The organism is Streptomyces sp. NPDC036984, from assembly GCF_055607665.1.
Genome location: NZ_JBVJRL010000024.1, coordinates 42,379 through 67,966, shown reverse-complemented (window position 1 = coordinate 67,966; position 25,588 = coordinate 42,379). Strand labels below are relative to the sequence as shown.

23 protein-coding genes are annotated in these 25,588 nt (G+C 72.2%); 13 read left to right on the top strand and 10 right to left on the bottom strand.

Going from position 1 to position 25,588, the window contains the following annotated elements; translation table 11 throughout:
* Window positions 1-10: 10 nt before the first annotated feature.
* Window positions 11-448 (bottom strand): cell division protein SepF, encoded by a 438-nt coding sequence (locus tag ACZ7DL_RS32090; protein ID WP_470779564.1) that lies wholly within the window; start codon window positions 446-448, stop codon window positions 11-13.
* Between the two features lie 266 nt (window positions 449-714).
* Here ACZ7DL_RS32090 and ACZ7DL_RS32085 point away from each other — a divergent pair, with 266 nt between their 5' ends.
* A complete protein-coding gene (locus tag ACZ7DL_RS32085; protein ID WP_470779563.1) occupies window positions 715-2,049 on the top strand; it encodes a DUF5685 family protein in 1,335 nt (444 codons plus the stop codon).
* Window positions 2,050-2,055: 6 nt separating this feature from the next.
* Here ACZ7DL_RS32085 and ACZ7DL_RS32080 read toward each other — a convergent pair whose 3' ends face one another.
* The gene (locus tag ACZ7DL_RS32080) at window positions 2,056-3,003 is read right to left on the bottom strand and encodes an ABC transporter substrate-binding protein (protein WP_470779562.1); all 948 of its coding nucleotides are present in this window, start codon (window positions 3,001-3,003) and stop codon (window positions 2,056-2,058) included.
* 446 nt (window positions 3,004-3,449) lie between these two features.
* Between ACZ7DL_RS32080 and ACZ7DL_RS32075 the strand changes: the two genes are divergently transcribed.
* The 7 genes from ACZ7DL_RS32075 to ACZ7DL_RS32045 all read left to right on the top strand — a co-directional run bounded on the left by ACZ7DL_RS32075 (window position 3,450) and on the right by ACZ7DL_RS32045 (window position 14,369).
* Complete coding sequence (locus tag ACZ7DL_RS32075) at window positions 3,450-4,307, top strand: amino acid ABC transporter permease (protein ID WP_470779560.1); 858 nt, start codon at window positions 3,450-3,452, stop codon at window positions 4,305-4,307.
* Window positions 4,304-6,067: an FAD/NAD(P)-binding protein gene (locus tag ACZ7DL_RS32070; protein WP_470779559.1), complete on the top strand. Its 1,764-nt coding sequence runs from the start codon at window positions 4,304-4,306 to the stop codon at window positions 6,065-6,067. The genes ACZ7DL_RS32075 and ACZ7DL_RS32070 overlap by 4 nt, the downstream gene beginning before the upstream one ends.
* Complete coding sequence (locus tag ACZ7DL_RS32065) at window positions 6,064-6,825, top strand: amino acid ABC transporter ATP-binding protein (RefSeq protein ID WP_470779556.1); 762 nt, start codon at window positions 6,064-6,066, stop codon at window positions 6,823-6,825. Before ACZ7DL_RS32070 ends, ACZ7DL_RS32065 begins: the two co-directional genes overlap by 4 nt.
* Window positions 6,822-7,949 carry an LLM class flavin-dependent oxidoreductase gene (locus ACZ7DL_RS32060; RefSeq protein ID WP_470779554.1) on the top strand — a complete coding sequence of 376 codons (1,128 nt, stop codon included), beginning with the start codon at window positions 6,822-6,824 and terminating at the stop codon, window positions 7,947-7,949. Before ACZ7DL_RS32065 ends, ACZ7DL_RS32060 begins: the two co-directional genes overlap by 4 nt.
* 480 nt (window positions 7,950-8,429) lie before the next feature.
* Window positions 8,430-9,332, top strand: a complete 903-nt coding sequence (locus ACZ7DL_RS32055; protein WP_470779552.1) for a S1 family peptidase — start codon at window positions 8,430-8,432, stop codon at window positions 9,330-9,332.
* Window positions 9,333-9,897: 565 nt separating this feature from the next.
* Window positions 9,898-13,404 (top strand): DNA polymerase III subunit alpha, encoded by a 3,507-nt coding sequence (locus ACZ7DL_RS32050; protein WP_470779550.1) that lies wholly within the window; start codon window positions 9,898-9,900, stop codon window positions 13,402-13,404.
* Window positions 13,401-14,369 carry a DNA polymerase Y family protein gene (locus ACZ7DL_RS32045; RefSeq protein WP_470779548.1) on the top strand — a complete coding sequence of 323 codons (969 nt, stop codon included), beginning with the start codon at window positions 13,401-13,403 and terminating at the stop codon, window positions 14,367-14,369. The genes ACZ7DL_RS32050 and ACZ7DL_RS32045 overlap by 4 nt, the downstream gene beginning before the upstream one ends.
* A 16-nt stretch (window positions 14,370-14,385) precedes the next feature.
* On the opposite strand, the gene ACZ7DL_RS32040 is transcribed toward ACZ7DL_RS32045, so the two are convergent.
* Complete coding sequence (locus ACZ7DL_RS32040; RefSeq protein WP_470779546.1) at window positions 14,386-14,760, bottom strand: cupin domain-containing protein; 375 nt, start codon at window positions 14,758-14,760, stop codon at window positions 14,386-14,388.
* 84 nt (window positions 14,761-14,844) lie between these two features.
* Between ACZ7DL_RS32040 and ACZ7DL_RS32035 the strand changes: the two genes are divergently transcribed.
* Together ACZ7DL_RS32035 and ACZ7DL_RS32030 are read left to right on the top strand one after the other, a co-directional pair.
* Window positions 14,845-15,291, top strand: coding sequence for a MarR family winged helix-turn-helix transcriptional regulator (locus ACZ7DL_RS32035; RefSeq protein WP_470779544.1), 447 nt, complete (start codon window positions 14,845-14,847; stop codon window positions 15,289-15,291).
* Window positions 15,292-15,460: 169 nt separating this feature from the next.
* Window positions 15,461-16,321, top strand: a complete 861-nt coding sequence (locus ACZ7DL_RS32030) for an esterase/lipase family protein (RefSeq protein ID WP_470779542.1) — start codon at window positions 15,461-15,463, stop codon at window positions 16,319-16,321.
* A gap of 51 nt (window positions 16,322-16,372) precedes the next feature.
* Here ACZ7DL_RS32030 and ACZ7DL_RS32025 read toward each other — a convergent pair whose 3' ends face one another.
* Window positions 16,373-17,395 (bottom strand): lytic polysaccharide monooxygenase auxiliary activity family 9 protein, encoded by a 1,023-nt coding sequence (locus tag ACZ7DL_RS32025; RefSeq protein WP_470779539.1) that lies wholly within the window; start codon window positions 17,393-17,395, stop codon window positions 16,373-16,375.
* A 190-nt stretch (window positions 17,396-17,585) separates the two neighbouring features.
* Between ACZ7DL_RS32025 and ACZ7DL_RS32020 the strand changes: the two genes are divergently transcribed.
* Window positions 17,586-18,044: a GNAT family N-acetyltransferase gene (locus ACZ7DL_RS32020; RefSeq protein WP_470779538.1), complete on the top strand. Its 459-nt coding sequence runs from the start codon at window positions 17,586-17,588 to the stop codon at window positions 18,042-18,044.
* Between the two features lie 13 nt (window positions 18,045-18,057).
* Here ACZ7DL_RS32020 and ACZ7DL_RS32015 read toward each other — a convergent pair whose 3' ends face one another.
* The 3 genes from ACZ7DL_RS32015 to ACZ7DL_RS32005 all read right to left on the bottom strand — a co-directional run bounded on the left by ACZ7DL_RS32015 (window position 18,058) and on the right by ACZ7DL_RS32005 (window position 19,928).
* Complete coding sequence (locus ACZ7DL_RS32015; protein WP_470779536.1) at window positions 18,058-18,192, bottom strand: hypothetical protein; 135 nt, start codon at window positions 18,190-18,192, stop codon at window positions 18,058-18,060.
* A 322-nt stretch (window positions 18,193-18,514) separates the two neighbouring features.
* A complete protein-coding gene (locus ACZ7DL_RS32010; protein ID WP_470779534.1) occupies window positions 18,515-19,018 on the bottom strand; it encodes a ribonuclease FAU-1 family protein in 504 nt (167 codons plus the stop codon).
* Entirely contained in the window at window positions 18,999-19,928 is a 930-nt protein-coding gene (locus ACZ7DL_RS32005) for a GNAT family N-acetyltransferase (RefSeq protein ID WP_470779533.1), read from the bottom strand. The genes ACZ7DL_RS32010 and ACZ7DL_RS32005 overlap by 20 nt, the downstream gene beginning before the upstream one ends.
* A 70-nt stretch (window positions 19,929-19,998) precedes the next feature.
* Here ACZ7DL_RS32005 and ACZ7DL_RS32000 point away from each other — a divergent pair, with 70 nt between their 5' ends.
* A complete protein-coding gene (locus tag ACZ7DL_RS32000) occupies window positions 19,999-20,370 on the top strand; it encodes a GntR family transcriptional regulator (protein ID WP_470779531.1) in 372 nt (123 codons plus the stop codon).
* 244 nt (window positions 20,371-20,614) lie between these two features.
* Here the strand turns inward: ACZ7DL_RS32000 and ACZ7DL_RS31995 are convergent, their stop codons facing one another.
* Together ACZ7DL_RS31995 and ACZ7DL_RS31990 are read right to left on the bottom strand one after the other, a co-directional pair.
* Window positions 20,615-21,385 carry a DUF72 domain-containing protein gene (locus ACZ7DL_RS31995; protein ID WP_470779530.1) on the bottom strand — a complete coding sequence of 257 codons (771 nt, stop codon included), beginning with the start codon at window positions 21,383-21,385 and terminating at the stop codon, window positions 20,615-20,617.
* A gap of 15 nt (window positions 21,386-21,400) precedes the next feature.
* On the bottom strand, window positions 21,401-22,495 hold the full coding sequence (locus ACZ7DL_RS31990; RefSeq protein ID WP_470779528.1) for a DUF5925 domain-containing protein: 1,095 nt from the start codon (window positions 22,493-22,495) through the stop codon (window positions 21,401-21,403).
* Window positions 22,496-23,084: 589 nt separating this feature from the next.
* Between ACZ7DL_RS31990 and ACZ7DL_RS31985 the strand changes: the two genes are divergently transcribed.
* The gene (locus tag ACZ7DL_RS31985) at window positions 23,085-23,891 is read left to right on the top strand and encodes an SGNH/GDSL hydrolase family protein (RefSeq protein WP_470779526.1); all 807 of its coding nucleotides are present in this window, start codon (window positions 23,085-23,087) and stop codon (window positions 23,889-23,891) included.
* A 41-nt stretch (window positions 23,892-23,932) separates the two neighbouring features.
* On the opposite strand, the gene ACZ7DL_RS31980 is transcribed toward ACZ7DL_RS31985, so the two are convergent.
* Window positions 23,933-25,567: a serine/threonine-protein kinase gene (locus ACZ7DL_RS31980; RefSeq protein ID WP_470779524.1), complete on the bottom strand. Its 1,635-nt coding sequence runs from the start codon at window positions 25,565-25,567 to the stop codon at window positions 23,933-23,935.
* Window positions 25,568-25,588 lie beyond the last annotated feature (21 nt).

Sequence of the window (25,588 nt, the reverse complement as noted above, 5' to 3'; positions counted from 1 at the left end):
CGGCCCTGCCTCAGCTCTGGTTGAAGAAGCCGTCCGAGCGGTGCGCGGACGCCTCACCGCTGATGATTTCCGTGTCGGCGGGGGTCAGCAGGAACACGCGGTTGGAAACGCGGTCGATCGAGCCGCGCAGGCCGAAGATGAGCCCCGCCGCGAAGTCCACGACCCGCTTGGCGTCGCCGGGCTCCATGTTGGTGAGGTTCATGATGACCGGGACGCCGTCCCGGAACAGTTCGCCGATGGCGCGGGCGTCCCGGAAGCTGTCCGGGGTGACCGTGCCGATCCGGCGGCCCGTCTCCTCGGCCGTGTCGGTCGCCACCTTCACCCGTGGGTCGGTGACCCAGGCGTCCTGGGACCCGGTGCCCTCGGAGTAGTCGTCGTCGTAATAGCGCTCGTCATCGTTGTCGTCGACGAGGCCGAGCCACGCACTCGCCTTGCGTACCGATCCCATGGACGCCTCCTCTCACAGCGGTCTTTCTTGCTTTCCGCATCCCTATGGTCATCCATGATGCGGACGGCGCGCCAAGTGGATAGACGCCGCGCGGGGGGTTTGTGACGGTACTGGTGCACAGCGGATCCGTCGAGAGTCCTTGTGCCCCAAGGGCGGCGACTCATACGGGCGCTGACTGAGAGTGAAATATGATTGTCTGCGGCGGACGGGTGATGCGCGGTGCATACGGGTGAACGCCAACGTCGTATCACAGTACGGGGGATGTGGTGTTCGGAATCGTCAGGCCCTGCTCGCACCGGCTCGGGGAGAGCCTCAAGGCCGAGTGGATGGCGCATTTGTGCGGGCTCTGTCTCGCCCTGCGTCGCGACCACGGCCAGTTCGCGCGGATCGTGACCAACTATGACGGGCTTCTCATATCGGTTCTGACGGAGGCTCAGACCGGTCCGGTGAGCGGCGGCCGCCGTACGGCCGGGCCGTGCGCGCTGCGCGGCATGCGGACCGCGTCCGTCGCCCAGGGGGAGGGGGCGCGGCTCGCCGCCGCCGTCTCGCTGGTGCTCGCCTCCGCAAAGGTGCGCGACCATGTCGCCGACCGGGACGGAGTGCTGGCCCGCAGGCCGGTCGCCGCCGCCGCACGCCGGGTCGCGGCGAGCTGGGGCCGGGCCGGGGAGCACAGCGGGGCGGCGGTCGGATTCGACACCGGCGTCCTGGTCGACGCCGTCGACCGGCAGCTCGGCGTCGAGTCCCTGGCCGGGCCCGGCACCCCGATCCTGACGGTCACCGAGCCGACCGAGACCGCGACCGCCGCGGCCTTCGCGCACACCGCGGTGCTGGCCGGGCGGCCGGGCAACGCCAAACCCCTGGCGGAGGCCGGGCGGCTGTTCGGGCGGCTCGCGCATCTGCTGGACGCCGTGGAGGACCGGCACTCTGACGCCCTGTCGGGTGCCTGGAACCCGCTCACCGCCACCGGCACGCCCCTCGCCGAGGCCCGCCGGCTCGCCGACGACGCCCTGCACGGCATCCGGCTCGCCCTGCGGGAGGCCGAGTTCGACGACGGCAGGCTCGTCCATCTCCTTCTCGTCCACGAGCTGCGGCGCTCGGTGGACCGGGCGTTCGGCACGGCACCCGTGTGCGCGGCACACCAGCCGGGTCCACCACCGCAGGGACCGTACGGGCCCGGAATACCGCAAGGGCCGTACGGCGGCGGGAATCCTTACGGCCCCGGTGCTCCTCATGCGGGCGGCAATCCCTATGCGGGCGGCCATCCGCAAGGCGGCTATCCGTATACGGACGGTAATCCGTATACGGGCGGCCGGCCTTATGGGGGCGGCGGTCAGCCCGGCGGAGGCGGCGGCTTCGGCGGGGGCGGCGGCGGTGGTTTCGGGGGTGGATTCGGGCCCGAGCCCGCCAAGGGAAGGCGCGGTTTCTGGGCGGGCTGCGGGGTGTTCCTCACGCTGTTCTGCACCTGCAAGATGTGCTGCGCCGAGGAATACGAAGGCCCGTGGTCCCGGAAGAAGCGCAGTGGCTGCTGCCAGTGGTGTGACTGTTCCTGCCCCGGCGGCTGTGACGGCTGCGACTGCTGCTGTCCGTGCGACGGCTGCTAGGCGCCGCTAGTTCCTCAGTTCCGGCGGGCTGATCCGCGACGTGCTGATCGCCGAGCCCGATGTGCCCCACTTCTCGAGAATCCGGTCGTAGGTGCCGTCGGACAGCAGCTTGTTCACCGCCGCCCGGAAGGCCGGCGCCAGTTTCGTGCCCTTCTTGAAGGCGAAGCCGACGTCCAGGCGGTGGTATTCGTTGAGGAACTTCAGACCCTGCTGGTGCGCGACGGCGTAGCGCAGGCCGTTGATCGTGGACATCACGATGTCGCTGCGGCCCTGCTGGAGCGAGGACCAGATCGCGCTCGACTCGGAGTACGTCTGCACCTGGTACGCCTTCTTGCCCGCGTCGGCGCACACGTGCTTGTTCTCCTCCAGCGTGGCCTCGAAGGTCGTGCCGGCGGCGGTCGCGACGTCGAGGCCGCACAGCTGCCTCAGGTCGGTGATCTTCGACAGCTTGCTGTCCTTGCGGGTGGCGAAGCCCTGGCCGTCGTTGATGTAGGTGACGAAGTCGATGGACTTGCGGCGCTCGTCCGTCACGCCGAAGTTGCTCGCGCCGAAGTCGTACTTACCGCTGTCCAGGGCGGGCAGGATCGCCTCGAAGCTCGCCTGCTCCACCTTCAGCCTGACGCCGAGCACCCGGGCGACCGCCTTGGTGAAGTCGACGTCCTGGCCGGTCAGGGTGGTGCCGTCGCCGAGGTAGGTGGTGCCGGGCGGGGTGCCGCCGACGCTGACCGCGACGGTCAGGCTCGTGGTGCCGGCGGGCAGCAGCCCGGCGACGGCGTCGTCCTCGTGCACGGCGGAGACGACGTCCGTGGTGGGCACCGCGGCGGGCTCGGCCGCCACTCCGGCGGCGTCCGTGCCGCCCGAGCCGTCGGTCCCGGAGCCGCAGGCGGTGAGCAGCAGAGCAGCCGAGCTAATGGCGATAAAGGGAAGGAAAAGGCGATAAAAGGGCGTACGCATCGGGGAGCGGTCTCCTGAGGCAGAAGGGCATGCGGAAACGCGAGGGGAGGGGGCGCGTGTGAAGGCGGAGAAGAACAAGAGAACGCGAGGACGCCCGCCCCGGGGGGCAGGCGTGCGCAGGGGGTCAGCTCAACAGGAACAGGACCACACGCGACCGAAGTCGATGTGGGAGCGGGTGACCAGCCACTGCTGTGGATGCATGGGCCAAGTGGAACAGGCATCCGGTTCCGCGTCAACTGACGTGAGATGTACGGCTCATACTCTGGACAGCCTTGACAGCGGAGGGAAACGCACCCGTACTCTCGGTGCACGGCCCTGCTGAGGGGCTCGGCCGTATCCGCGCCGCTCGGCGCGGCCCGTGTGAAGGCATCACCCCGTTCTGACGACGCTCCCCTGTGCCGGGCTGTGCCCGAGTGGGAGGGGCCTCCACGTCACGGAGTCTTCGCATGTCATCCGACACCCTCGCCAAAATCCCCACCGCATCGCACGTCCCCGAGCCCGGGGACGCTCCGCGGATCGTCCCGCAGCGCCGGTACGGGCAGTGGGCGGCAGCCGCCGTCGTCCTCGTCCTGCTCGGGTTCGCCGTCAACTCCGTCGTGCACAACAAGGCGTTCCAGTGGGACGTCGTCGCCGACTACTTCACCTCGGACTCCGTCCTGCGCGGACTGTGGCTCACCCTGTGGCTGACCGCGGTGGTGATGGTTCTCGGTTTCGCCCTCGGCACCCTGCTGGCCGCGTTCCGGCTGTCCGCCAACCCGGTGCTGCGGGCGGTCGGTTGGGGATACGTGTGGCTGTTCCGGTCCATCCCGATCCTGGTCCAGCTGCTGCTGTGGTTCAACATCGGGGCGCTGTACCCGCAGGTGTTCGGCGTGCAGACCGTCAACCTGCTCAGCCCGGTCGCCGTCGCGATCGTCGGTCTCACCCTGCACGAGGCCGCCTACGCCGCCGAGGTCGTCCGGGGCGGCATCCTCTCCGTCGACCGCGGGCAGATCGAGGCCGCCCAGGCGCTCGGTCTGAGCCGGTGGCGGCGCTGGCGGCGGATCGTGCTGCCGCAGGCCATGCGCGCCATCGTGCCGCCCGCCGGCAACATGCTGATCGGCACCCTCAAGGGCACCTCGATCGTCAGCGTCATCGCCGTCAACGACCTGCTGTTCTCCGCCCAGTTGATCTACCACCGCACCTACCAGGTGATCCCGCTGCTGATGGTCGCCACCCTCTGGTACGCCGTGGTCACCTCGTTGCTCGGCATCGGCCAGACCTTCGTCGAAAGGCACTACGCGCGCGGCACGGGGAACGCCCGATGAGGCAGCAGCTGGTCATCGTGGGAGCCGGGCCGCGGGGGACCGGCATCCTCGAACGCATCGCCGCCAACGCATCCGAGCTGTACGCCGGTGGTCCCGGCCTCGACATCCACCTGGTCGACCCCCATCCGCCGGGCGGCGGACGCATCTGGCGGCAGGCGCAGTCGCCGCTGCTGTGGATGAACTCGCACGCCGAGGACGTCACCATGTTCACCGACGAGACGGTGACGATGGCCGGCCCGGTGCGCGAGGGCCCCACTCTGCACGAGTGGGCCGGCCTGGACGGCCGTACCTTCGCCGACCGCCGGCTCCAGGGCCGCTACCTGCGCTGGGTGTACGAGCGGACCCGCGCCGACCTGCCCCCGCACGTCGCCGTCCACCACCACCCGCGGCGCGCCCTCCGGGTCGGCGGCCCCCGCGAGGGCCGCCAGCAGGTGTGGCTGGAGGGCCGCCCGCGCCCGCTCCTGGCCGACGTGGTGATCCTCGCCCTCGGCCACCTGGACGCCGAACTCGACAGCGACCAGGCGCAGTTGGCGGCGTACGCCCGGCAGCACGACCTCGTGCACCTGCCGCCCGACTTCACCGCCGACAGCGACCTCTCCGCACTGCGGCCCGGTGCACCCGTCCTGGTGCGCGGCTTCGGGCTGGCCTTCGTCGACCTGATGGTGCTGCTCACCGAGGGACGCGGCGGACGGTACGAGGGGGACGCGTATCTCCCCTCGGGGCGGGAGCCGGTGCTGTACGTCGGCTCGCGGCGCGGAGTGCCGTACCACTCGAAGATCGGCTACGACTGGACCGGCGAGAGACCCCCGCTGCCCCGCTTCCTGGGCCCCGCCGAGGTGGACGAACTGCTCGCCCGGCCCGGGGGCTTCGACTTCCGGCGCGATGTGTGGCCCCTGATCGAGAAGGAGCTGGGCTTCGCCCACTACCACCGGCTGTTCACCGCCCACCCCGGGCGTACGGCGATGGCCTGGACCGACTTCGAGGAGAAGTACGCGGCGGCCGGCGACCCGGCCGAGACCCGGGCACTGGTCGCCGCCGCGGTGCCGGACCCGGCCGACCGGCTCGACCTCACCGCGCTCGACCACCCGCTGGACGGCGCGCGGTACGCCTCCCACGAGGACTTCCAGGACGGACTCAGGGGCTACATCGAGGCCGACCTGAGCCGCCGTCACGATCCCTCCCACAGCGCCGACCTGGCCGTCTTCCTCGGACTGCTCTCCGTCTACGGGCAGCTGGTGCGGCTCGGGCACATCGCGCCCTGGTGGCACGGATTCTTCAGCTGTCTGGCGTCCGGGCCGCCCGGGCCACGGCTGCGGCAGATGCTCGCGCTGTCCCGGGCCGGAGTGCTCAGATTCGTCGGGGCCGGTATGACCGTCACCGCCGAGAACGGGGTGTTCCGGGCCACCAGCCCCACCGTGCCGGGGTTCTCCGTCGAGGCGCGGGCCCTGGTGGAGGCCCGGCTGCCCGAGCCCACCGTCGGGCGTGCCCGCGACAGCCTGCTGCGCGAGCTGCACGCCGACGGCGCCGCCGAGACCCCCGACGGGCTGCTCCGGGTCGACCCCGGCGACGGCCGGATCCTCGACGGCGCCGGGCGCCCGCATCCCCGGCGGTTCGCCCTCGGCCCGGCCACCGAAACCCGCACCGCCGGCGCGTTCACCCGCCCCCGCACCGGCGGACCAGCGTTCCGGCAGAACGACGCCACCGCCCGGGCGGTGCTGTCCTTCCTGACCGTCTCACTTGTAAAGGAACTCGCGCGATGAGCGTCATGGTCGACATCAGGTCGGTGCACAAGAGCTTCGGCTCGCTCGACGTACTCAAGGGCATCGATCTCCAGGTGCGCGCCGGTGAGGTCACCGTCGTGCTCGGCCCCTCCGGCTCCGGCAAGTCCACGCTGCTGCGCACCATCAACCACCTGGAGAAGGTGGACCGGGGTGCGATCAGCGTCGACGGCTCGCTGATCGGATACCGGCGGGCCGGTGACAGGCTGTACGAACTGCCCGAGCGGGAGGTGCTCAAACAGCGCACCCGGATCGGGTTCGTCTTCCAGAACTTCCACCTCTTTCCGCATCTCACCGTCCTGGACAACGTCGTGGAGGCGCCGGTGTCCGCGCTGAAGCGGCCCCGGAAGGCGGCGGTGGAGAGCGCCCGCCGGCTGCTGGAGCGGGTCGGACTCGGCGACAAGGCCGACGCCTATCCGCGGCAGCTGTCCGGCGGGCAGCAGCAGCGGGTCGCCATCGCACGGGCGCTCGCGCTGGAGCCGAAGCTGTTGCTCTTCGACGAGCCGACGTCGGCGCTCGATCCCGAGCTGGTGGGCGAAGTACTGGACGTCATCCGGGGCTTGGCGGCCCAGGGGACGACGATGATCGTCGTCACCCACGAGATCGCGTTCGCCCGGGAGGTCGCCGACACGGTGGTGTTCATGGCCGACGGGCGGATAGTGGAGCAGGGGGCGCCGGAGGAGGTGCTGGGCGCTCCACGGGAGGAGCGGACCCGGGCGTTCCTGGCGAAGGTACTGTGAGAGTGAGCAGCCTGCTGCATCTCGCCGCCGCCGTCGATCAGCCGGGGAGCCTCGACGCCGGATCCCCTGTCGAGCTGGCCCGGCTCGCCGAGCGGGGTGGGCTGGACTTCGTGACGCTGGACGACTCCTTCGCCCGGCCCGGGTCCGACGCGCTCGGTGTCCTGTGCCGGGCGGCGCCCGCGACCCGGCGGATCGGGCTGGTGCCGACGGTCACCACCACCCACACCGAGCCCTTCCAGGTGCAGGCCGCCGTGGACACCCTGGACCGGGTCAGCCGCGGGCGGGCCGGCTGGCGGATCGAGGTGTCCACCACCGAGCGGGAGGCCCGGCCGTTCTGTCGCCCGCACGCGCCCGCCGAGCCCTCGGCCCCGCTCCGGCACGGGCGACCACCGTCGGCGGAGGCGCTCTGGCGGGAGGCCGGCGAAGTCGCCGACGCGGCGGCGAGACTGTGGGACGACGGGGAGGACGGCGCGGAGATCCGGGACGTGGCCACCGGCCGATTACTCGACCGGGACCGGCTGCACCGCGTCGACTTCACCCGCACCGCCTTCTCGGTCCGGGGCCCGTCGACCGCGCCCCGGTCGCCGCAGGGCCACCCCGTCCGCGTGGTCGACGCCACCGATGATCACGCCCGTGCGGTCGCCGCCCGGTACGCGGACGTCGCGCTGGTACGCGCCGCCTCCCCCGCCCAGGCCGCCGGCGTGGGCGACGAACTGCGCGAACGGGCACGCTCGTTCGGGCGGAAGCCGGACGCGCTGCGGGTCCTGGTCAGCCTGCTGGTCGACCTCGGCGACGGCGAGTACGCCGCGGAGGCCGGACACGGTGGTGGCGGGCCGCGACCCACCGCGCGGGGCCCGCTGTACCGGGGCGGCCCGGTCGACCTCGCGGAACTGATGGCGGCCTGGCACGCCGACGGTGTCACCGACGGCTTCCACCTCGTCCCCGTCGAACCGCGCCGCGATCTGGAGCGGCTGGTCAACGGCACGGTGGCGCTGCTCCAGCACCGCGGACTGTTCCGCACCTTCTACCCGGGCAGCACCCTGCGCGAGCACCTGGGCCTGGCCCGGCCCGCCGGCCGGTCAGCCGCGGCCAGGACGACGGAAGCGGTGGCACGAGAAGCGTGAGGGGGCCGTCTCGGTGCCCTGCGGTCCGCTCGCGCCGGCACCGGCGTACCGGATCGAGGACTATCCGGAGGGGCGACTTCCGGACATCCCCGGGATCTGGGTGGCGGATGAGGACGGGGTGGTGCTCATCGCCGCCGGGACCGACGGCCCGACCGTGGCCGGCCGGCCGGTCCCGAGCGGATGCCGAAGGCCGCGCAGCAGGCGGACGGGTGTGGCGACACGTGGGACATGGCGGTCGAGGCGGGGGAGCGCCACCCGGTCCGACCTCGGGTTCACCCGGCCGGTACGGGCCGTTCCAGGCGTTCGGGTGGTTCCGGGTCGACGGCCGAAAGGCACTCTTGTGCCGACCGGCCGTTCGGCCGAATACTCCCCCCAGCGCTTGTCAGGGGCATGCGTATTCGAATCCGGTCGGGCCCCTGACTGCGACTCACGGGCCCCGACCCCACGCGGGCCCCCGACTTCCCTTGGAGGGAACGCCAAGTGAGCATCAAGCGCACCACTCCCCGCACCGGCACGGCGAGACGGACCCGGCTGACCGCCGTGGCCACCGGCTTCCTGGCCGCAGCAGCGTTCGCCGCCCCCACCGCGAACGCCAGCGACGCCCACACGTTCAGCGCCGCGCAGCTGACCAAGGCGAGCGACTCCGTCCTCAAGGCCGACATCCCCGGTACGGCCTGGGCGGTGGACGGCAAGACCAACCGCGTCGTCGTCACCGTCGACAGCACGGTGTCCAAGGCCGAGATCGCCACGATCAAGAAGCAGGCCGGCGCCAACGCCTCCGCGCTCACCATCAAGCACACCCCCGGCAAGTTCAACAAGCTGATCTCCGGCGGCGACGCCATCTACGCGAGCAGCTGGCGCTGCTCGCTGGGCTTCAACGTCCAGGACTCCAGCGGGAACTACTACTTCCTGACCGCCGGGCACTGCACCGACGGTGCGGGCACGTGGTGGTCGAACTCCTCCCACTCCACCACGCTCGGCACCACGGCCGGCTCCAGCTTCCCCGGCAACGACTACGGCATCGTGCGCTACACCAACAGCTCGGTGACCAAGTCGGGTTCCGTGGGCAGCCAGGACATCACCAGCGCGGCCACGCCCTCCGTGGGCACGACCGTCTACCGTCGCGGGTCCACGACCGGTACGCACAACGGCCGGGTCACCGCGCTCAACGCCACGGTCAACTACGGCGGCGGCGACATCGTCTCCGGCCTGATCCAGACCACCGTCTGCGCCGAGCCCGGCGACTCCGGCGGCCCGCTGTACGGCGGCACCACGGCCTACGGTCTGACCTCGGGCGGCAGCGGCAACTGCACCTCCGGCGGTACGACCTTCTTCCAGCCGGTCACCGAGGCGCTGAGCGCCTACGGGGTGCACGTCTACTGACGGGCGCCGTTCGCTGACGGGCCCCGTTCGCCGGCGGCCCGCACGTCCTGGCGAGCCCCCGCACGCGACCTGCGTGCGGGGGCTCTCTCGTTGCGGCCCGCGGGTGCTGTCCTGCGCGCCAAGGGGGCGATGTCGGCCAGGAGTGGCGGGCGGGTGTGGTTACTTGTGCGTGCCCTTCCTGGTGGTCCACCTGGGCCGTGTACCTGACCGGGCCGTAGTCGTCGCCCGGGAAGCTGGACTGCTCGTTCGCGCCGATGACCTTGCCGGAGGAGTCCCGAGCGAGGTCGACCTGTACGCGGCTCCAGCCAGAAGATCACCGGCGGCCGAGGCCACCGTCGGGATGAAGGCCACCCGCAGCGGATCGACCACCCAGATGCACTCCGGCACGGTCACCGGCCTGACCTCCGCGTGCCGCGGCGCGGGCCTCCGGGTGGCCTGTTTGCGCAGGTGGGAGGCGGCCGAACAGGTTTCGTACACATGTTCGGGAATGGGGGTATGGTGGGGGAAGACAGGTTGGAACTGATGTTCGAGAGTCGTTCGGGGCTCACGAGTGCGGGAGGTGGGTGTGCCGGGCTTCGCGCATCTGCACACCGTCTCCGGGTTCTCCCTGAGATATGGGGCGTCCCATCCGGAGCGGCTGGCCGAGCGCGCCTCGGAACGGGGCATGGACGCCCTCGCCCTGACCGACCGCGACACCCTCGCCGGGACGGTCCGCTTCGCCAAGGCCTGCGCCGGCGCGGGCGTCCGTCCGCTGTTCGGGGTGAACCTGGCGGTGGCGGCGCGGGAGGCCGTACGGCGGGAGAGGCGGCGTACCCCGGTGCGCGGTGGTGCCTTCGTGGACGAGTCGGCTCCCCGGGTGACCTTCCTCGCCCGGGACGGCGCCCGGGGCTGGGCCGAGCTGTGCCGGCTGGTCTCGGCGGCGCACGCGGGGGAGGGGAATCCGCTGCTTCCCTGGGCCGGCCACCGCGGCGACGGCCTGGTGGTGCTGCTCGGTCCGGAGTCGGACGTGGGGCACGCGCTGGCGGCCGGGCGCCCCGACCGGGCGGCGGAGCTGCTCGCCCCGTGGCGCGAGGTCTACGGCGACGCGCTGCGGCTGGAGGCCGTCTGGCACGGCCGTACGGGCACGGGCGCGGGCTCCCTGCGGCTGGCCGCCCGTACCGTCGGCTTCGCCGCCGAGCAGGGGGTGCGGCCGGTGCTCAGCAACGCCGTCCGGTATGCCGACCCCGGGCAGGGGCCGGTCGCCGACGTGCTGGACGCCGCGCGGCGTCTGATGCCGATCGGCCCCCGGGGGGAGCTGGACTCCGGTGCGGCCTGGCTGAAAGACGCCCAGGCCATGCTGGAGGTCGCCGAGCGGGTCGTGGAGGCCGCCGGGTACCGGCGGGACACCGCCCACCGGCTGCTGGAGCAGACCCGGGCCACGGCCGCCGGGTGCCGGGTCGACCCCGAGGGCGATCTGGGCATGGGGAGCGTGCACTTTCCCGAGGCGCACCTCGTCGGCGCCGGCCGGCGTACCGCGCAGCGGGCGCTCGCCTCCCGGGCGACCGCCGGGATGCTGCGGCTCGGCTACGCCGGCCGGCGTGCGTACTGGGAGCGGATGCATCACGAGCTGGACATCATCGCCCATCACGGCTTCGCCTCCTACTTCCTGACGGTCGCCCAGGTGGTGGACGACGTACGGGAGATGGGCATCCGGGTGGCCGCGCGCGGCTCCGGTGCCGGGTCGCTCGTCAACCATCTGCTCGGGATCGCGCACGCCGACCCGATCGAGCACGGGCTGCTGATGGAGCGCTTCCTGTCCAAGGAGCGCCTCGTGCTGCCGGACATCGACATCGACGTGGAGTCCGCGCGACGGCTGGAGGTCTACCGGGCGATCATCGGCCGGTTCGGCAGCGAGCGGGTCGCCACCGTCTCCATGCCGGAGACCTACCGGGTCCGGCACGCCATCCGGGACGTGGGCGCCGCGCTGTCCATGGACCCGGCCGAGATCGACCGGGTCGCCAAGTCCTTTCCGCACATCCGGGCCCGGGACGCCCGGGCCGCGCTGGAGGAGCTGCCCGAGCTGAAGCGGCTGGCGGGGGAGAAGGAGCGGTTCGGCAGGCTGTGGGAGCTGGTGGAGGCCCTTGACGCCCTGCCGCGCGGGGTGGCCATGCATCCGTGCGGGGTGCTCCTGTCCGACGCCTCCCTGCTCGCCCGGACGCCGGTGGTGCCGACCAGCGGCGAGGGGCTGCCCATGTCGCAGTTCGACAAGGAGGACGTGGAGGACCTCGGGCTGCTCAAGCTGGACGTGCTGGGCGTGCGGATGCAGTCGGCGATGGCGCACGCGGTCGCCGAGGTGGAGCGGGCGACCGGGGAGCGGATCGAACTGGACACGGTGCCGCCGGGGGATCCGGAGACCTACCGGCTGATCCGGTCCGCCGAGACGCTGGGCTGCTTCCAGATCGAGTCGCCGGGCCAGCGGGACCTGGTGGGGCGGCTCCAGCCCGCCACCTTCCATGATCTGGTGGTGGACATCTCGCTGTTCCGGCCGGGTCCGGTCGCCGCCGACATGGTGCGGCCGTTCATCGAGGCGCGGCACGGGCGGGCGCCGGTGCGCTATCCGCACCCGGACCTGGAGGAGCCACTGAAGGGGACGTACGGGGTCGTCGTCTTCCACGAGCAGATCATCGACATCGTCGCCATCATGACCGGCTGCGGCCGGGGCGAGGCCGACCGGGTGCGGCGCGGGCTGTCCGATCCGGAGTCGCAGGGGCGGATCAGGGTGTGGTTCGCCCAGCAGGCGGCGGCCAGGGGGTACAGCGCGGAAACGATCCAGCGGACCTGGGAGATCGTGGCGGCCTTCGGGTCGTACGGTTTCTGCAAGGCGCATGCCGTCGCGTTCGCCGTGCCGACCTACCAGTCGGCGTGGCTGAAGGCGCATCACCCGGCCGCCTTCTACGCCGGGTTGCTCACGCACGACCCCGGGATGTACCCGAAGCGACTGCTGCTGGCCGATGCCCGGCGGCGCGGGGTGCCGATCCTGCCGCTGGACGTCAATGTGTCCGGGGTCGCTCATCGGATCGAACTGGTGTCTGAATCAGGGGTGTGGGGGCTGCGACTCGCCCTCTCCGACGTGCACGGCATCGGCGAGACCGAGGCGCAGCGGATCGCGGACGGGCAGCCGTACGCCTCCCTGCTGGACTTCTGGGAGCGGGCCCGGCCCAGCAGGCCGCTGGCCCAGCGGCTCGCGCAGGTGGGCGCGCTGGACGCGTTCGGCGCCAACCGGCGTGATCTCCAGCTGCACCTGACCGAGCTGCATCGCGGCGCCCGGGGCGGCGGCGGAGGCCAACTCCCGCTGGCCGGCGGGCGCAAGACCGCGCCCGCCGGTCTGCCGGACCTGTCCCCGGAGGAGAGGCTCAGCGCCGAGCTGGGTGTGCTGTCCATGGACGCCTCGCGCAATCTGATGGACGACCACCGGGAGTTCCTCGAGGAGCTGGGCGTGGTCTCCGCGCGCCGGCTGCGCGAGGCCCGGCACGGGGAGACCGTGCTGGTCGCGGGCGCCAAGGCGGCCACCCAGACCCCGCCGATCCGCTCCGGCAAGCGGGTCATCTTCTCCACGCTGGACGACGGCACGGGACTGGTCGACCTCGCGTTCTTCGACGACTCGCACGACGCCTGCGCCCACACCGTCTTCCACTCCTGGCTGCTGCTGGTGCGCGGAGTGGTGCAGCGGCGCGGCCCGCGCAGCCTGAGCGTGGTCGGCTCCGCCGCCTGGAACCTCGCCGAACTGGTGGAGGCGCGGCGCGCGGAGGGGCTCGACGGAGTCGCGGCCCGGCTGGCCGAACCGTCCGGCGCGGGCGGGTCCGCGGCGAAGGACGACGGCGGTCCGTTCCGGGCCCGGGTCGCCGGGTCCGACGGGCTGCCCGCGCCGGCCGGCTCCGCGGCCGGCGACCCGATGGCGGGCCGGACGATCCGCATGCCCACGGGGTACGAGATGCACCCCTGGGCCGATCTGCGGCCCGCGGGAGAGGACGCTGCGCAAGGGCCCGCGGCGATACGGAAGTTGTGGCACCAGAGTCCGGGGAGTGCGGGATGACCATTCTCTGCGTACGTTTCCAGCTGCCGCCGATGTACGAGGCGGCCCTGCCGGGACTGCTCGGACTGCTGGAGGAGTTCACCCCGGTCGTGGAGGCGCTGCCGCCGGACGGAGCGCTGGCCGATCTGCGCGGTGCCGAGCGGTACTTCGGGCGCAGCGCGGTGGAGCTGGCCTCGGTGATCCGGGTGCGGGCCCTCGCGCGCCACGGCGTCGACTGTGTGATCGGCGCCGGCCCCGGCCCGATGCTGGCCCGCGTGGCGCTGCGCGACGCCCGGCCCGGAGCGACCTGCGCGGTGCCCCCGGACGCCGTCGCCGAGTTCCTCGCCGGCAAGCCCGTCGCCGCGCTGCCCGGCGTCGGCACGGCCACCGCCCGCACTCTCGGCGAGTACGGCCTGGACACCCTGGGCCGGGTCGCCGCCGCGCCGCTGTCCACGCTCCAGCGGCTGATCGGCGCGAAGGCGGGCCGTGAGCTGCGCGAGAAGGCGAGCGGCGTCGACCGCGGCCGGGTCGTCCCGAACGCCGTCGCGCGGTCGATGATGACGGAACGGGCCTTCGACGTCGATGAGTTGGACCCGGCCCGGCACCGCAGGGCGCTGCTGTCGGCCGCCGAGGAGATCGGTTTCCGGCTGCGCGCGGTGGAGAAGGTGTGCCGCACCCTGACCCTCACCGTGCGCTACGCCGACCGCTCCTCGACCACCCGCAGCCGCACCCTGAAGGAGCCGACCGCGCACTCGGCGGCCCTGACCCAGGCGGCCTACGGCATGTACGAGGCGCTCGGTCTCCAGCGCGCCCGGGTCCGCGCGCTCACCCTGCGCGCCGAGGGGCTGACCTCCGCCGATCAGGCCGCCCACCAGCTCACCTTCGACCCAGTGGACGAGAAGGTCCGCCGTATCGAGGAGGTCGCGGACCGCGCGCGGGCGAGGTTCGGGCCACGAGCGGTGATGCCGGGCACGCTGGCGGCGTAACGGACGCTGATCGAAGTCAGTTGGCCCAGGGCGGAGTGATCCGGGTGCCGTCGGCGAGCTGTGCCGTCAGGCCGACGGAGGTGGTGACCCAGGAGATCGCGGTGTGGTCGGTGGGGTTCTCGACGGCCAGGGTCGCGCCGGGGTTCACGATCACGGTGTCGCCCGCCGAGATCCGCTCGGTGTGACCGTCGAGGGTCATCAGCAGCTCGCCGACGAGCAGATGGAAGATCTCCTCGCGGTCGACGGTGTGTGCGGGCGCCCTGGTCCCGGGCGGGATCTCGCCCCGCCAGGCGCACAGCTCCTTGCTGCCGGTGCGCGGGGTGGCGTACGAGACGAAGCGGGCGCCGTGGATCTCATGGGTGACGGCCTGCGACGAGCGGACGACGGGCATGGTGAACTCCGTTCATATGGTCAAGCTGCTTGACTATATGGTCAAGCGGCTTGACCAACTCGTCAAGGGTGTTTCAATGCCTCCGTGCAGAACTCCGAAGCCATGGCCCTGTCCGCCGCCCTGCTCGCCGTGGCGGGCGAGCTCACCCAGCGCATCCATCGTGGGGTGGCCGCCCGCGGGTTCACGGATCTCCGGCCGGCCCACGGCTTCGCCTTCGCCCGGCTCGCTCCGGACGGGGCCACCGCCACCGACCTGGCCGCGCATCTCGGGGTGACCAAGCAGGCGGCGAGCCAGCTGGTGGACGAGATCGTGCGCAGGGGGTACGCCGAGCGGCGGCCGCATCCCGAGGACGCGCGGGCTCGGCTGATCGTACTGACCGAGCGCGGGTGGGCCTGTACCCGGGCGGCGGAGGGGGCGGCCGCCGAGGTGGTCGGGGGGTGGGCCGAACTGCTGGGCGAGGATGACGTGCGCGTGCTGCGGGACCGCTTGGCGCGGATTGCGCCCTACGGTCCGATTCGGCCCGCCTGGTGATACGTCGTCAGTGAGCGCGTGAGTCGCTGGTTAGCACTGGAAGTTTTTACTGACGCGTAACTTCACACTTGGACTACTCGCTCGTAACTTGACGAGTGAACAGCATCCCGTGATCCGGATCACAGGGACAGGCCGTGCACCTCCCTCTGAGCCGCAAGGAGATCACACGATGCTGCCCTGGAAGCGCGTCTTCAGACCCTTCGCCGCGCTGCTCCTCACTGCCGCCGTCGCTGTCGTACCCGCCGCCACCGCCAGCGCCTCCGACGCCCCCAGCTCCGGCTGGAACGACTACTCGTGCAGGCCCTCCGCCACCCACCCCCGCCCCGTCGTCCTCGTCCACGGCACCCTGGGCAACTCCGTCGACAACTGGCTCGGCCTCGCCCCCTACCTGACGGGCCGCGGCTACTGCGTCTACTCCCTCGACTACGGCCGGCTGCCCGGAGTACCCCTCTTCCACGGCCTCGGCCCCATCGACGCCTCGGCCGAGCAACTGTCCGCCTTCGTCGACAAGGTGCTCGCCGCCACCAAAGCCTCCGAGGCCGACCTGGTCGGCCACTCCCAGGGCGGCATGATGCCCCGCTACTACCTGAAGTTCCTCGGCGGAGCGGACAAGGTGAACGCCCTCGTCGGCATCGCCCCCGACAACCACGGCGCCACCCTGAGCGGTCTCACCAACCTGCTGCCGTACTTCCCCGGCGCCGAGGACCTGGTCAAGGCAACCACCCCCGGCCTCGCCGACCAGATCCCCGGCTCCGCCTTCCTCACCAAGCTCAACGCGGACGGCGACACCGTGCCCGGCGTCCACTACACGGTCATCGCCACCAAGTACGACGAGGTGGCCACCCCCTGGCGCAGCCAGTACCTCAGCGGCTCCGACGTCGACAACGTCCTGCTCCAGGACCTGTGCCCGCTCGACCTCTCCGAGCACCTCGCGATCGCCCTGTTCGACCGCATCGCCTTCCACGAGGTGGCCAACGCGCTCGACCCGGCGCACGCCACCGCCACCAGCTGCGCCTCGGCCTTCAGCTGACGTGCCGCCGGGGCCTGTCCGGCCTGAGCCGCCGGACAGGCCCCGGAAACCTCACCGGCGGCGAGTGCCCCCCGCCGCGCGCCGCCGCACCGACAGGAACAGCGCCGCCGAGCCCAGCGCCAGCGCCGCCGCGCCGCCGATCGCGGCGGCGGAGGTGCCGGCGGACGCGCCCGTCTCGGCGAGACCCGCCGGGGCCCCGGCCGCCTTCGGCCGGTCGGCCCGGGTGGTGGTGGACTTGGCCGCGGTGGCGGCCGGCTCCGCCGAGGTGCTCGCGTCGTCGTCCCCGTGCCCGTGGTGCTCGATCGTCGACTTGTCGGCACCGGCCGCGATCTGCTCGTCGGAGGGCGCGGAGGCGGCCGGGGCCGGTGTGGTCCCGGCGCCGCCCGCATCACCGGGGCTCTGCGTGCCGCTCGTACCCCCCGCACCACCGGTGCCGCCGAAGTCGACGTCCGAGCACGAGTAGAACGCCTCCGGACTGTCCGAGCGCTGCCAGACCGCATACAGCAGCTGCCGGCCGGACCGCTCGGGCAGGGTGCCGGAGAACGTGGCCTCGCCGCCCGCCGGAACCGGGTCGGTCGCCTTGGCCACCGGGTGCTCCAGATCCAGGCCGGACCAGGCCAGCGGCTTGGCCGGGTCGTAACCGGGCTTGGTGAGATAGACGGTGAAGGTGCCCTTGTGCGGGGCGGTCACGCGGTACTTGAAGGTGTACGACCCGCCGTGCACGCTCGTCGCCGGCCAGTCGGCGCGGGCCAGGTCGAGCCCCTTGAACTCCTCGTTGTCCGCGCTGCACAGCTTGCCGTCCGGGATCAGCTGCCGGTGCCGCCCGGCCGCGTCCCCGATCCGGACGCCGTTCCAGTCGTACAGGGCCTGGGCGCCGCCGGCCGCCACGGCCGCCCTGCACGCGGCGGACCTCGGGCTCTCCGGTCCCTCCGCGTAGCACTGCGCGACGCGGCTGACCGGGTCGCCCATCGAGCCGTGGGCGGCCGCGGGGGCGGCGGCGAGCACGGTCAGGGCGAGGGGAACCAGGCCGAGTACGGCGACGGCGGGCGCCTTGGCCTTACAGCTGGTGGGCATGCGGAAATCCTCCGAACAGTCCGTGGGGCGGGCTGGATCCCAGGGGCTGATGCCGTGGCCCGGATCCCGTGGGGTGATCCGAAGCTAGCCCCGACGAACCGTGAAATCGGCTGCTGAGAGCCGGTGGAGGAGATCTTTATGGTGCGCTTAAGGGGGTGCTCAGGCTGCGCTCAGGTACTAGCGTGCGCGCATGATCGACAGGGACACCGACCGGATCCGGCCGGCCGTCGCGGAGGACGTACCGGCCCTGAGAGCGGTGACGGACGCGGCCTATCACCCCTACATCGCGCGCATCGGTGTGGTGCCGCAGCCCATGGAGGCGGACCACACGGCGAACGTGGCCGCCGGAAAGGTGTTCGTCACGGGAGAACCCGTCGCCGGGCTCGTGGTGCTCGAGGCGTTCGCCGACCACCTCTTCCTGGACAGCATCGCCGTCCGTCCCGACGCACACGGCACGGGCGTCGGGCGACGGCTGCTGCGGTTCGTCGAGGCACGCGCCCGTGAGCTGGGCCTCGACGAGATCAGGCTCTACACGAACGCGATGATGTGGGAGAACCAGAAGATCTACCCGAAGTACGGCTATGACGTCGTGGCACGCCGTGTCGACGGCCCCTACGACCGAATCCACTACCGCAAGCGGCTGAGCTGAGGCTTCTCCGGCGTCAACGGTCAGGCCACCAGGTTCGTGCGATGTCCTTGCGCACCTCCGGGCGCCCCGCCGGGCGCTCGTCCGCCTCGTCGCGGATCCGGCGGCTGTCCGTCTTCTTCAGGGGCTTGTGCACGGTTACGCGGCGCATGGCTGCCTCCTTCAGTGCCCACCGAGTTCCGCGTTGTCACGGAGGTAGACGCTTTTGGGGAGAGTTACTCATCGGTGCCGGGATGTCAGTGGTGGCCGTCACGTCAGCGCTGTGAGTGGCGTGTGTCACTCTCCGGGTATGACGAGCGAGAACACGCACACGGTTGCGGTTGCCCCGGCAGCGGCCTGAGATGCACAAGCTGTCTGCCTGTCACTCCTCGCCATCGAACAGGGGCAGCGTGTGACAGGCGTCGACCGCTCCCCGGCACCGGCGAGCGGTAAGCGGTGGTGAACAGGGTGTGACGGGCCGGCGCCCGAGCGTGTCAGGCCAGCAGCTCCTCGAAGCCGCCGGCCCGGACCGCCAGCGCCTCCAGCGCGTCGAGGGCGGCCACCGCGGCGGACGCGGCCCGCGGGTCCGTCTCCGCGAGCCCGCTCTCGGCGAACTCGTCCTCGTCCAGCCGCCGTACGTCCCGCCCGTCCGCGGAGCGCCACAGGTCCAGGTCGAGGTCCTCCACGACCAGCTCCGTGCCGGAGCGGACGGCGGGGCGGGTGATGTCGCAATACCAGCCCTTGACGGAGCCGTCCGCCGCGCGGACCTCCTTCACCGAGTACCACCGGTCCCGCCAGTAGTACTCGGTGAACACGTCCCCCGGCTCGAAGCGCACGAACCCGAAGTCGCGGACACCGGAGCCCGCCCAGGGGGCGCGTACGACGATCCGGGCGCCGTCGTCCTGGAGCAGCTCCGCCGGGTAACGGATCTTGGTACGGCCCGCCTTGACCAGGACGACCTCCAAGTCACCGGCCGGTTCAGCCGAGTTCGCGGACATAGCGCACCTCCGTCGCGCACACCTCGTATCCGAGCCACTTGTTGATGGCGATCATGGGTGCGTTGCCGGTGTCGTTGCCGGTGAACGCCTCGGTGACACCCGCGGCGCGGGCCCGGTGCAGCGCATACGTCTTGGCGAGCTTGGCCAGACCGCGCCCGCGGTGCCCGCGGGCGGTGCCGGTCATCGCCGTGGAGTACCGGGTGTCGCCGTCGGTGTAGGCCACGGTGAAGGCGACCGGGCGGCCGTCGACACAGGCGGCCGTGGTCAGCTCCCGGTCCAGCAGCGGGTGGTTCCAGGTCTCCTCGATCCAGGCGTCGTAGTCCGTGAACTCGGTGGCGACATCGCCCGGTTCGTCCAGCACCGTCTCCGCGTCCAGCTCGAACAGCGGCCGGGGATCGTCCGCGAAGTCGGCGGCCGTGCGCAGTTCGACGCCGGCCGGGATCTCCGGCAGCGGCGGGAGGACGGCGTGCGCCAGGTCGAGCCGGAGGAAGTGGGCGGTACGGCCCCGCCGGTAGCCGCGCCGCTCGGCGAAGGCCCGGTTGGCCGGCTCGTCCAGGGCCCAGGCGAACAGCGTGGTCGCGCCCAGGGACGCCAGGTACTCCTCGGCGGCTTGCACCAGCAGCCGGCCGGCGCCGCGGCGGGTCCGGTCCGGGCGGACGTAGATGTTCAGGCAGCCCTGGCCCGGGTCGGGGCTGTCGTGGATCAGATGGACCTGTGCCGTGCCGATCACCTCGCCGTCCTCCTCCGCGACGAGCGGGCGGTAGCGGGCGTCGGGGTGGATGTGGGCCGCCGTGTGCCGGACCGAGTCCGGAGTGAAGAGGATGTACGGCAGAGCGAGGCGGCGGACGAGGGCGAAGCCCTCCGCGTCGGACGGGATGCCGGGACGGAGGTCGCGTACGAGGACTGTCACGAACAAGCACCGTACGGACGGGAAGGCCGGGCTGCCTCTCATTTTCCGGCGGGTGCGGGACAATCGGCTGGTGAGCCTGAAGATCCGCATCGACGACAGCGCGCCCCCGTACGAGCAGGTACGGGCGCAGATCTCCGAGCAGGCGCGGTCCGGCGCGCTCCCGGTGGGTTACCGCCTGCCGACCGTGCGCGGGCTGGCCGAGTCCCTGGGCCTCGCGGTGAACACGGTGGCCAAGGCGTACCGGGCGCTGGAGGGCGACGGTGTGATCGAGACGCGGGGGCGCAACGGCACGTTCGTGGCCGCCGCCGGCTCGGCCGCGGCGCGCGAGGCATCCCTGGCCGCTCAGGCTTACGTCGATCGTGTCCGGCGGCTCGGGCTCGACGAGAAAGCGGCGCTCGCCGCGGTGCGGGACGCCCTGCGGGCGGCTTACGGAGAGGGCTGAGGAGGGCCCGGCACCGCCGGCTCCCGCCGCAGTGACCGAGCGCCGTCGCGGCGGGAGGAGAGATGAGCGCCGGGAAGCCGGGAAGAAGAGGCGCGCGGCGAAAAGAAGTAGGCGAGCGGCGGGGAGAGGAGATGCGCGGCGGGAAGAAGTAGGCGAGCCCAGGGAAGAAGAGGCGCGCGGCGGGGATGAGGCGAGCGCTGGGAGGAAGAGGTGAGCGGCGGGGAAAGGCCGGCTGGGCAGGGGGTCAGCTCAGTTTCGCCGGCTCCGGTGTGCGGGTCACCGTGAGGCCCGCCCGGCGTGCCGCCCGGCCGAACGTCACCGCGTCCTGGACCGCCGCACCTCCGGGGTCGTTGTTGAAGTACGCGTACACGTCCGCACCCTCGGACCAGGTCGTCGCGATGCGGTCCACCCAGGTCTCCAGGGACCGGCGGCCGTAGCGCGGCCAGGGCTGGGCGCGGCCCTGGTGGAAGCGGACGTAGCCCCAGTCGGCGGTGCGCCACAGCGGGGTGACCGGGCGGGCCAGGACGTCCGCCCAGCACAGGGCCGCACCACGGGACTCCAGTACCTGCCGCAGCTCCGGCGTCCACCAGGAGTCGTGGCGGGGCTCCACCGCGACCCTCGTGCCGGCCGGGAAACAGGCCAGGCAGGCGTCCAGCAGCGGCGGATCGGCGCGCAGGGTGGGCGGGAGCTGGAGGAGGACCGGGCCCAGCCGGTCGCCGAGGCCCGCCGCGTGGGTCATCAGGCGGTCCACCGGCTCCTCGGGCTCCTTGAGCCGCTTGATGTGGGTGAGATACCGGCTGGCCTTGACCGCGACCACGAAGTCCGGCGGGACGCGGCCGCGCCAGGCGGCGAAGGTGTCGTACGACGGCAGCCGGTAGAACGCGTTGTTGATCTCCACGGTCGCGAAGAGCCGGGTGTACTCCTCCAGCCACAGCCGCGCCGGGACCCCGGCCGGATAGACGAGGTCCCGCCAGTCCTTGTACTGCCACCCCGACGTGCCGACGAACAGGGTCATACCCTCATGAAAGCACTAGAGGTACAGCCCCGCGTCCGCGCCCTCCCGCGCCCCCGGCACCGACGTCGGCGCGGTGCCCCGGCGCAGCGCGTACAGCTCGGCCAGCGTCGCTCCCTCGCGGCCGACGCCCTCCTCGGTGCCGAGCCAGTTCACCGCCTCCGGGCGGGTCAGCGGGCCCACCTCGATACGGGCGAGACAGCGGCCGGGGCGGACCACGGCCGGGTGCAGGCGCTCCAGGTCCTCGTTGGTGGTGACGCCGACCAGGACATTGCGGCCCTGGCCGAGCAGACCGTCGGTGAGGTTCAGCAGCCGGGACAGCGCCTGGCCCGCGGTGTGCCGGGCCTCGCCGCGGATCAGCTCGTCGCAGTCCTCCAGCAGCAGCAGGCGCCAGCGGCCCTTGCCCGCGCCGTCGTCCTCGCCGATCGCGATGTCCATCAGATACCCCACGTCGGAGAAGAGCCGCTCCGGGTCCAGCACACAGTCCACCTGGCACCACTCCCGCCAGGAGCGGGCCAGGGTGCGCAGGGCGGAGGTCTTGCCGGTGCCCGGCGGGCCGTGCAGCAGGAGCAGCCGGCCGGCGATGTCCTCGGGGGTCGTCTTCATCAGGCGGTCCATGGCGTCCGCCACCGGTGCCGTGTAGTTGGGCCGGATCTCGTCCCAGGTGCCTGCGGAGATCTGACGGGTCGTCCGATGCGGTCCGCGCCGCGGGGAGACGTACCAGAACCCCATCGTCACGTTCTCCGGCTGCGGTTCCGGCTCGTCGACCGCGCCGTCCGTGGCCTGGTCGAGGATCCGCTTGGCCAGTTCGGCGCTGGTCGCGGTGACCGTGACGTCGGCGCCCCGGTTCCAGCGGGAGACCAGCAGCGTCCAGCCGTCCCCCTCGGCGAGGGTCGCGCTGCGGTCGTCGTCGCGGGCGACCCGCAGCACGCGGGAGCCCTCCGGCAGCAGTGTCGCGCCCGAGCGCACCCGGTCGATGTTCGCCGCGTGCGAGTACGGCTGCTCGCCCGTCGCGAAGCGGCCGAGGAACAGCGCGTCGACGACGTCGGACGGCGAGTCGGAGTCGTCGACGTGGAGCCGGATCGGCAGAGCGTCGTGTGGGTTCGCAGACATGCCGCCATGATCCGGCACGGATGCCCTCCGCGCACGGCATTTCCACCCCGATGCTTCGCCGGAAGAGCGGTTCGTGACCGCCGGCAAGCCGGTGCAGGCGAGGTCGATCTTGTCCAGGCAGTGCCGCCGGAACGCGTTGTACCCGTAGCACAGGTCGGTGTAGCGGGCGCCGAACCCGCGGTTGGCGATGGTGTACAGCGTCCAGTTGCCGAGTTTGCGGATGAAGGTCGTGCCGTCCGTGCCGCCGCCGTTGGCGAAGTGCGAGCCCTTGGCGAAGCCGGCCGCCGCGACGGCGGTCGCGGCACCGGCGAGCAGCGGCGTGAAGCCCCTCCCCGGACCCGGCCACGTCCGCTCGGCGTCCGCCGGGGTGCCGTCCGGTGAAGGTGTCTTGATGCCGAAGGTCCGCTTTCTGGCCCAGGTGTTCTGTTGACGGTCAGTCAGCAGACCTGCCGTGCATGCGCACCATATGAGCGGTGAACGTCTCGGGTTGATCCTGTTGAGACAGCAAAAGTTTTGGCATGAACACTTCCTGTCAACACGCGTAGCTGCTACCACAGTTAGGGCAGAGATCCTGCTAAAGGGAGGTTCCATGAGACGTTCCCGACTTACCGGATTCGTTACCTCGCTCCTCCTCGCCGTCGGCCTCGGTCTTACCGGGGCCGCTTCGGCACAGGCGTCCTCGACCGCCGCGGCCGGCGGATACGTGGCGCTCGGCGACTCCTACTCCTCCGGGGTGGGCGCCGGCAGCTACATCAGCACGAGCGGTGACTGCAACCGCAGCACCAAGGCCTATCCGTACCTGTGGAACGCCGCCCACAGCCCGTCCTCGTTCGCCTTCGACGCCTGCTCGGGCGCGACCACGGACGACGTGCTCGCGAACCAGCTCGGCTCGCTGAACTCCTCCACCTCACTGGTGTCCATCACCATCGGCGGCAACGACGCCGGTTTCGCCGACGTCATGACGACCTGTGTGTTCCAGTCCGACAGCTCCTGCCTCTCCCGGATCAACACCGCCAAGGCGTACGTCGCCGGAACGCTCCCCGGCAAGCTCGACACCGTCTACAACGCGATCAGCGCCAAGGCCCCGTCCGCCCGGGTGGTCGTCATCGGCTACCCCCGCTTCTACCTGCTCGGCCAGTCGTGCCTCGGCCTCTCCGAGACCAAGCGGTCCGCGATCAACGGCGCCGCCGACTACATCGACGAGGCCATCAAGGCGCGCGCCAGTGCCCACAACTTCGTCTTCGGCGACGTCCGCACCACGTTCTCCGGCCACGAGATCTGCTCCGGCAACTCCTGGCTGCACAGCGTCAACTGGCTCAACGTCGGGGAGTCGTACCACCCGACCGCGGCCGGCCAGTCCGGTGGCTATCTGCCGGTGCTCACCAACGCGGCGTGACCCGTACGGGCTCGCCCGTCAGGGTGATCTTTCCGGGCTTCTCAGGGCGAGACAGACGGTGAGGCGGAGGCCCCGTCCGACGGGGTCTCCGTCGGTGTCGTACAGGTCACCGAGAACCGCACCGAGTTCGACGTGGTCCGCACCGGACCGCGCACCTCCACGCTGATCTCGTTCTCGATCGTCCCGCCGGATCCTTCGGGGTGGCCCGTCGCCGTCAGCTGCTGCTGCCGGGTACGCGGGCCGCCCGCCGGGAACGCCAGCGTCCGCCACCCGGGGTCCGGCACCGAACCGTGGGCCAGGACCCATCGGTACTCCACCTGCGCGGGCAGCCGCCCCACCGTGAACTCCGCCGTGACCCCGGGCGCCTGCGCGGCCGGCGGCGGACAGCTCCCCGAGTACTCCGTGTGCGCGCCGGTCAGCGTGACGTGCACCGACTGGGCGGGCCCACTGCTCGCCGAGGCGCTGCTGCGGGTCGGCACGGGGGCTTTGGTGTCCGCCTCCGTGCTGCCGCTCGGCGCGGGCGAGTTCCCGCCGCCGCTCGCCGTGCCGGTGCTGGCGGTGTCGGCCCCCTGCTCGTTGCCGTTCTCGCGGTCGAGCAGCGCGTACGTCAGTCCCGCCAGCGCCAGCACGAGCGCGAGCACACCCGCCACCAGCGCGGCGGCGGCGCGGCGGTCGCGGCGCGGGCGCGGCACCGGCTCGGCGGCCGTGGTGCCGGGGTCCGGGTATCCGGTGGGCAGCGGCACCGGCGGGGTGGGCGCCGGCTCCGGGGACGGGGCCGGTACCGTCGGCGGGTACGGCGACGGTACCGGCGCGGTGTCCGCCCGAGGCGTCCCGCCGGCCGCGACCAGCCGCAGCTCCCGCTCCGCCTGCTCCGCCGGGAGCCGCTCGGCGGGGTCCTTGCGCAGCAGCCCCCGGATCACGGGTGCGAGCGGCCCGGCCCAGCGGGGCGGCGGCAACTCCTCGTCCACCACCGCCCGCAGCGTGCTGAGCGGTGTGTCCTGCCGGAACGGCGAGACGCCCTCGACCGCCGCGTACAGCAGCACGCCCAGCGACCACAGGTCCGACTCGGGGCCCGGCGTCCGCCCCAGCGCGCGCTCCGGCGCGAGGAACTCCGGCGAACCGATCACCTCGCCGGTCATCGTCAGCGCCGAGCTGCCCTCCACGGTGGCGATCCCGAAGTCGCTGAGCACCACCCGGCCGTCGTTCGCCAGCAGCACGTTGGCCGGCTTCACGTCCCGGTGCAGCACCCCGGCGGCGTGCGCGGCGCGCAGCGCGGACAGCACCTCGGCGCCGATGTGCGCGGCCCGCTGCGGCGGCAGGGGCCCCTCCGCCTCCAGCTGATCGGCGAGGGACAGCCCGCGCACCAGCTCCATGACGATCCACGGCCGGCCGCCCTCCAGGGCCACGTCGTACACCGTGACCACGTTGCGGTTCGCGACCCGGGCCGCCGCCCACGCCTCGCGCTCCAGGCGCGCGTACATCCGCTCGACGTCCGCGGCGGGCAGCCCGGCCGGGGCCCGCACCTCCTTGACGGCCACCTCGCGGTGCAGCACCTCGTCCCGGGCGCGCCACACGGTGCCCATGCCGCCCTCGCCCAGCGGGGACAGCAGACGGTAGCGGCCCGCGATCACACGTTCAGGGCCCGGCTCTTCGGACACGGGCGCCCCCCAAGGCATCTCGCGCGAATTCTCCACAAA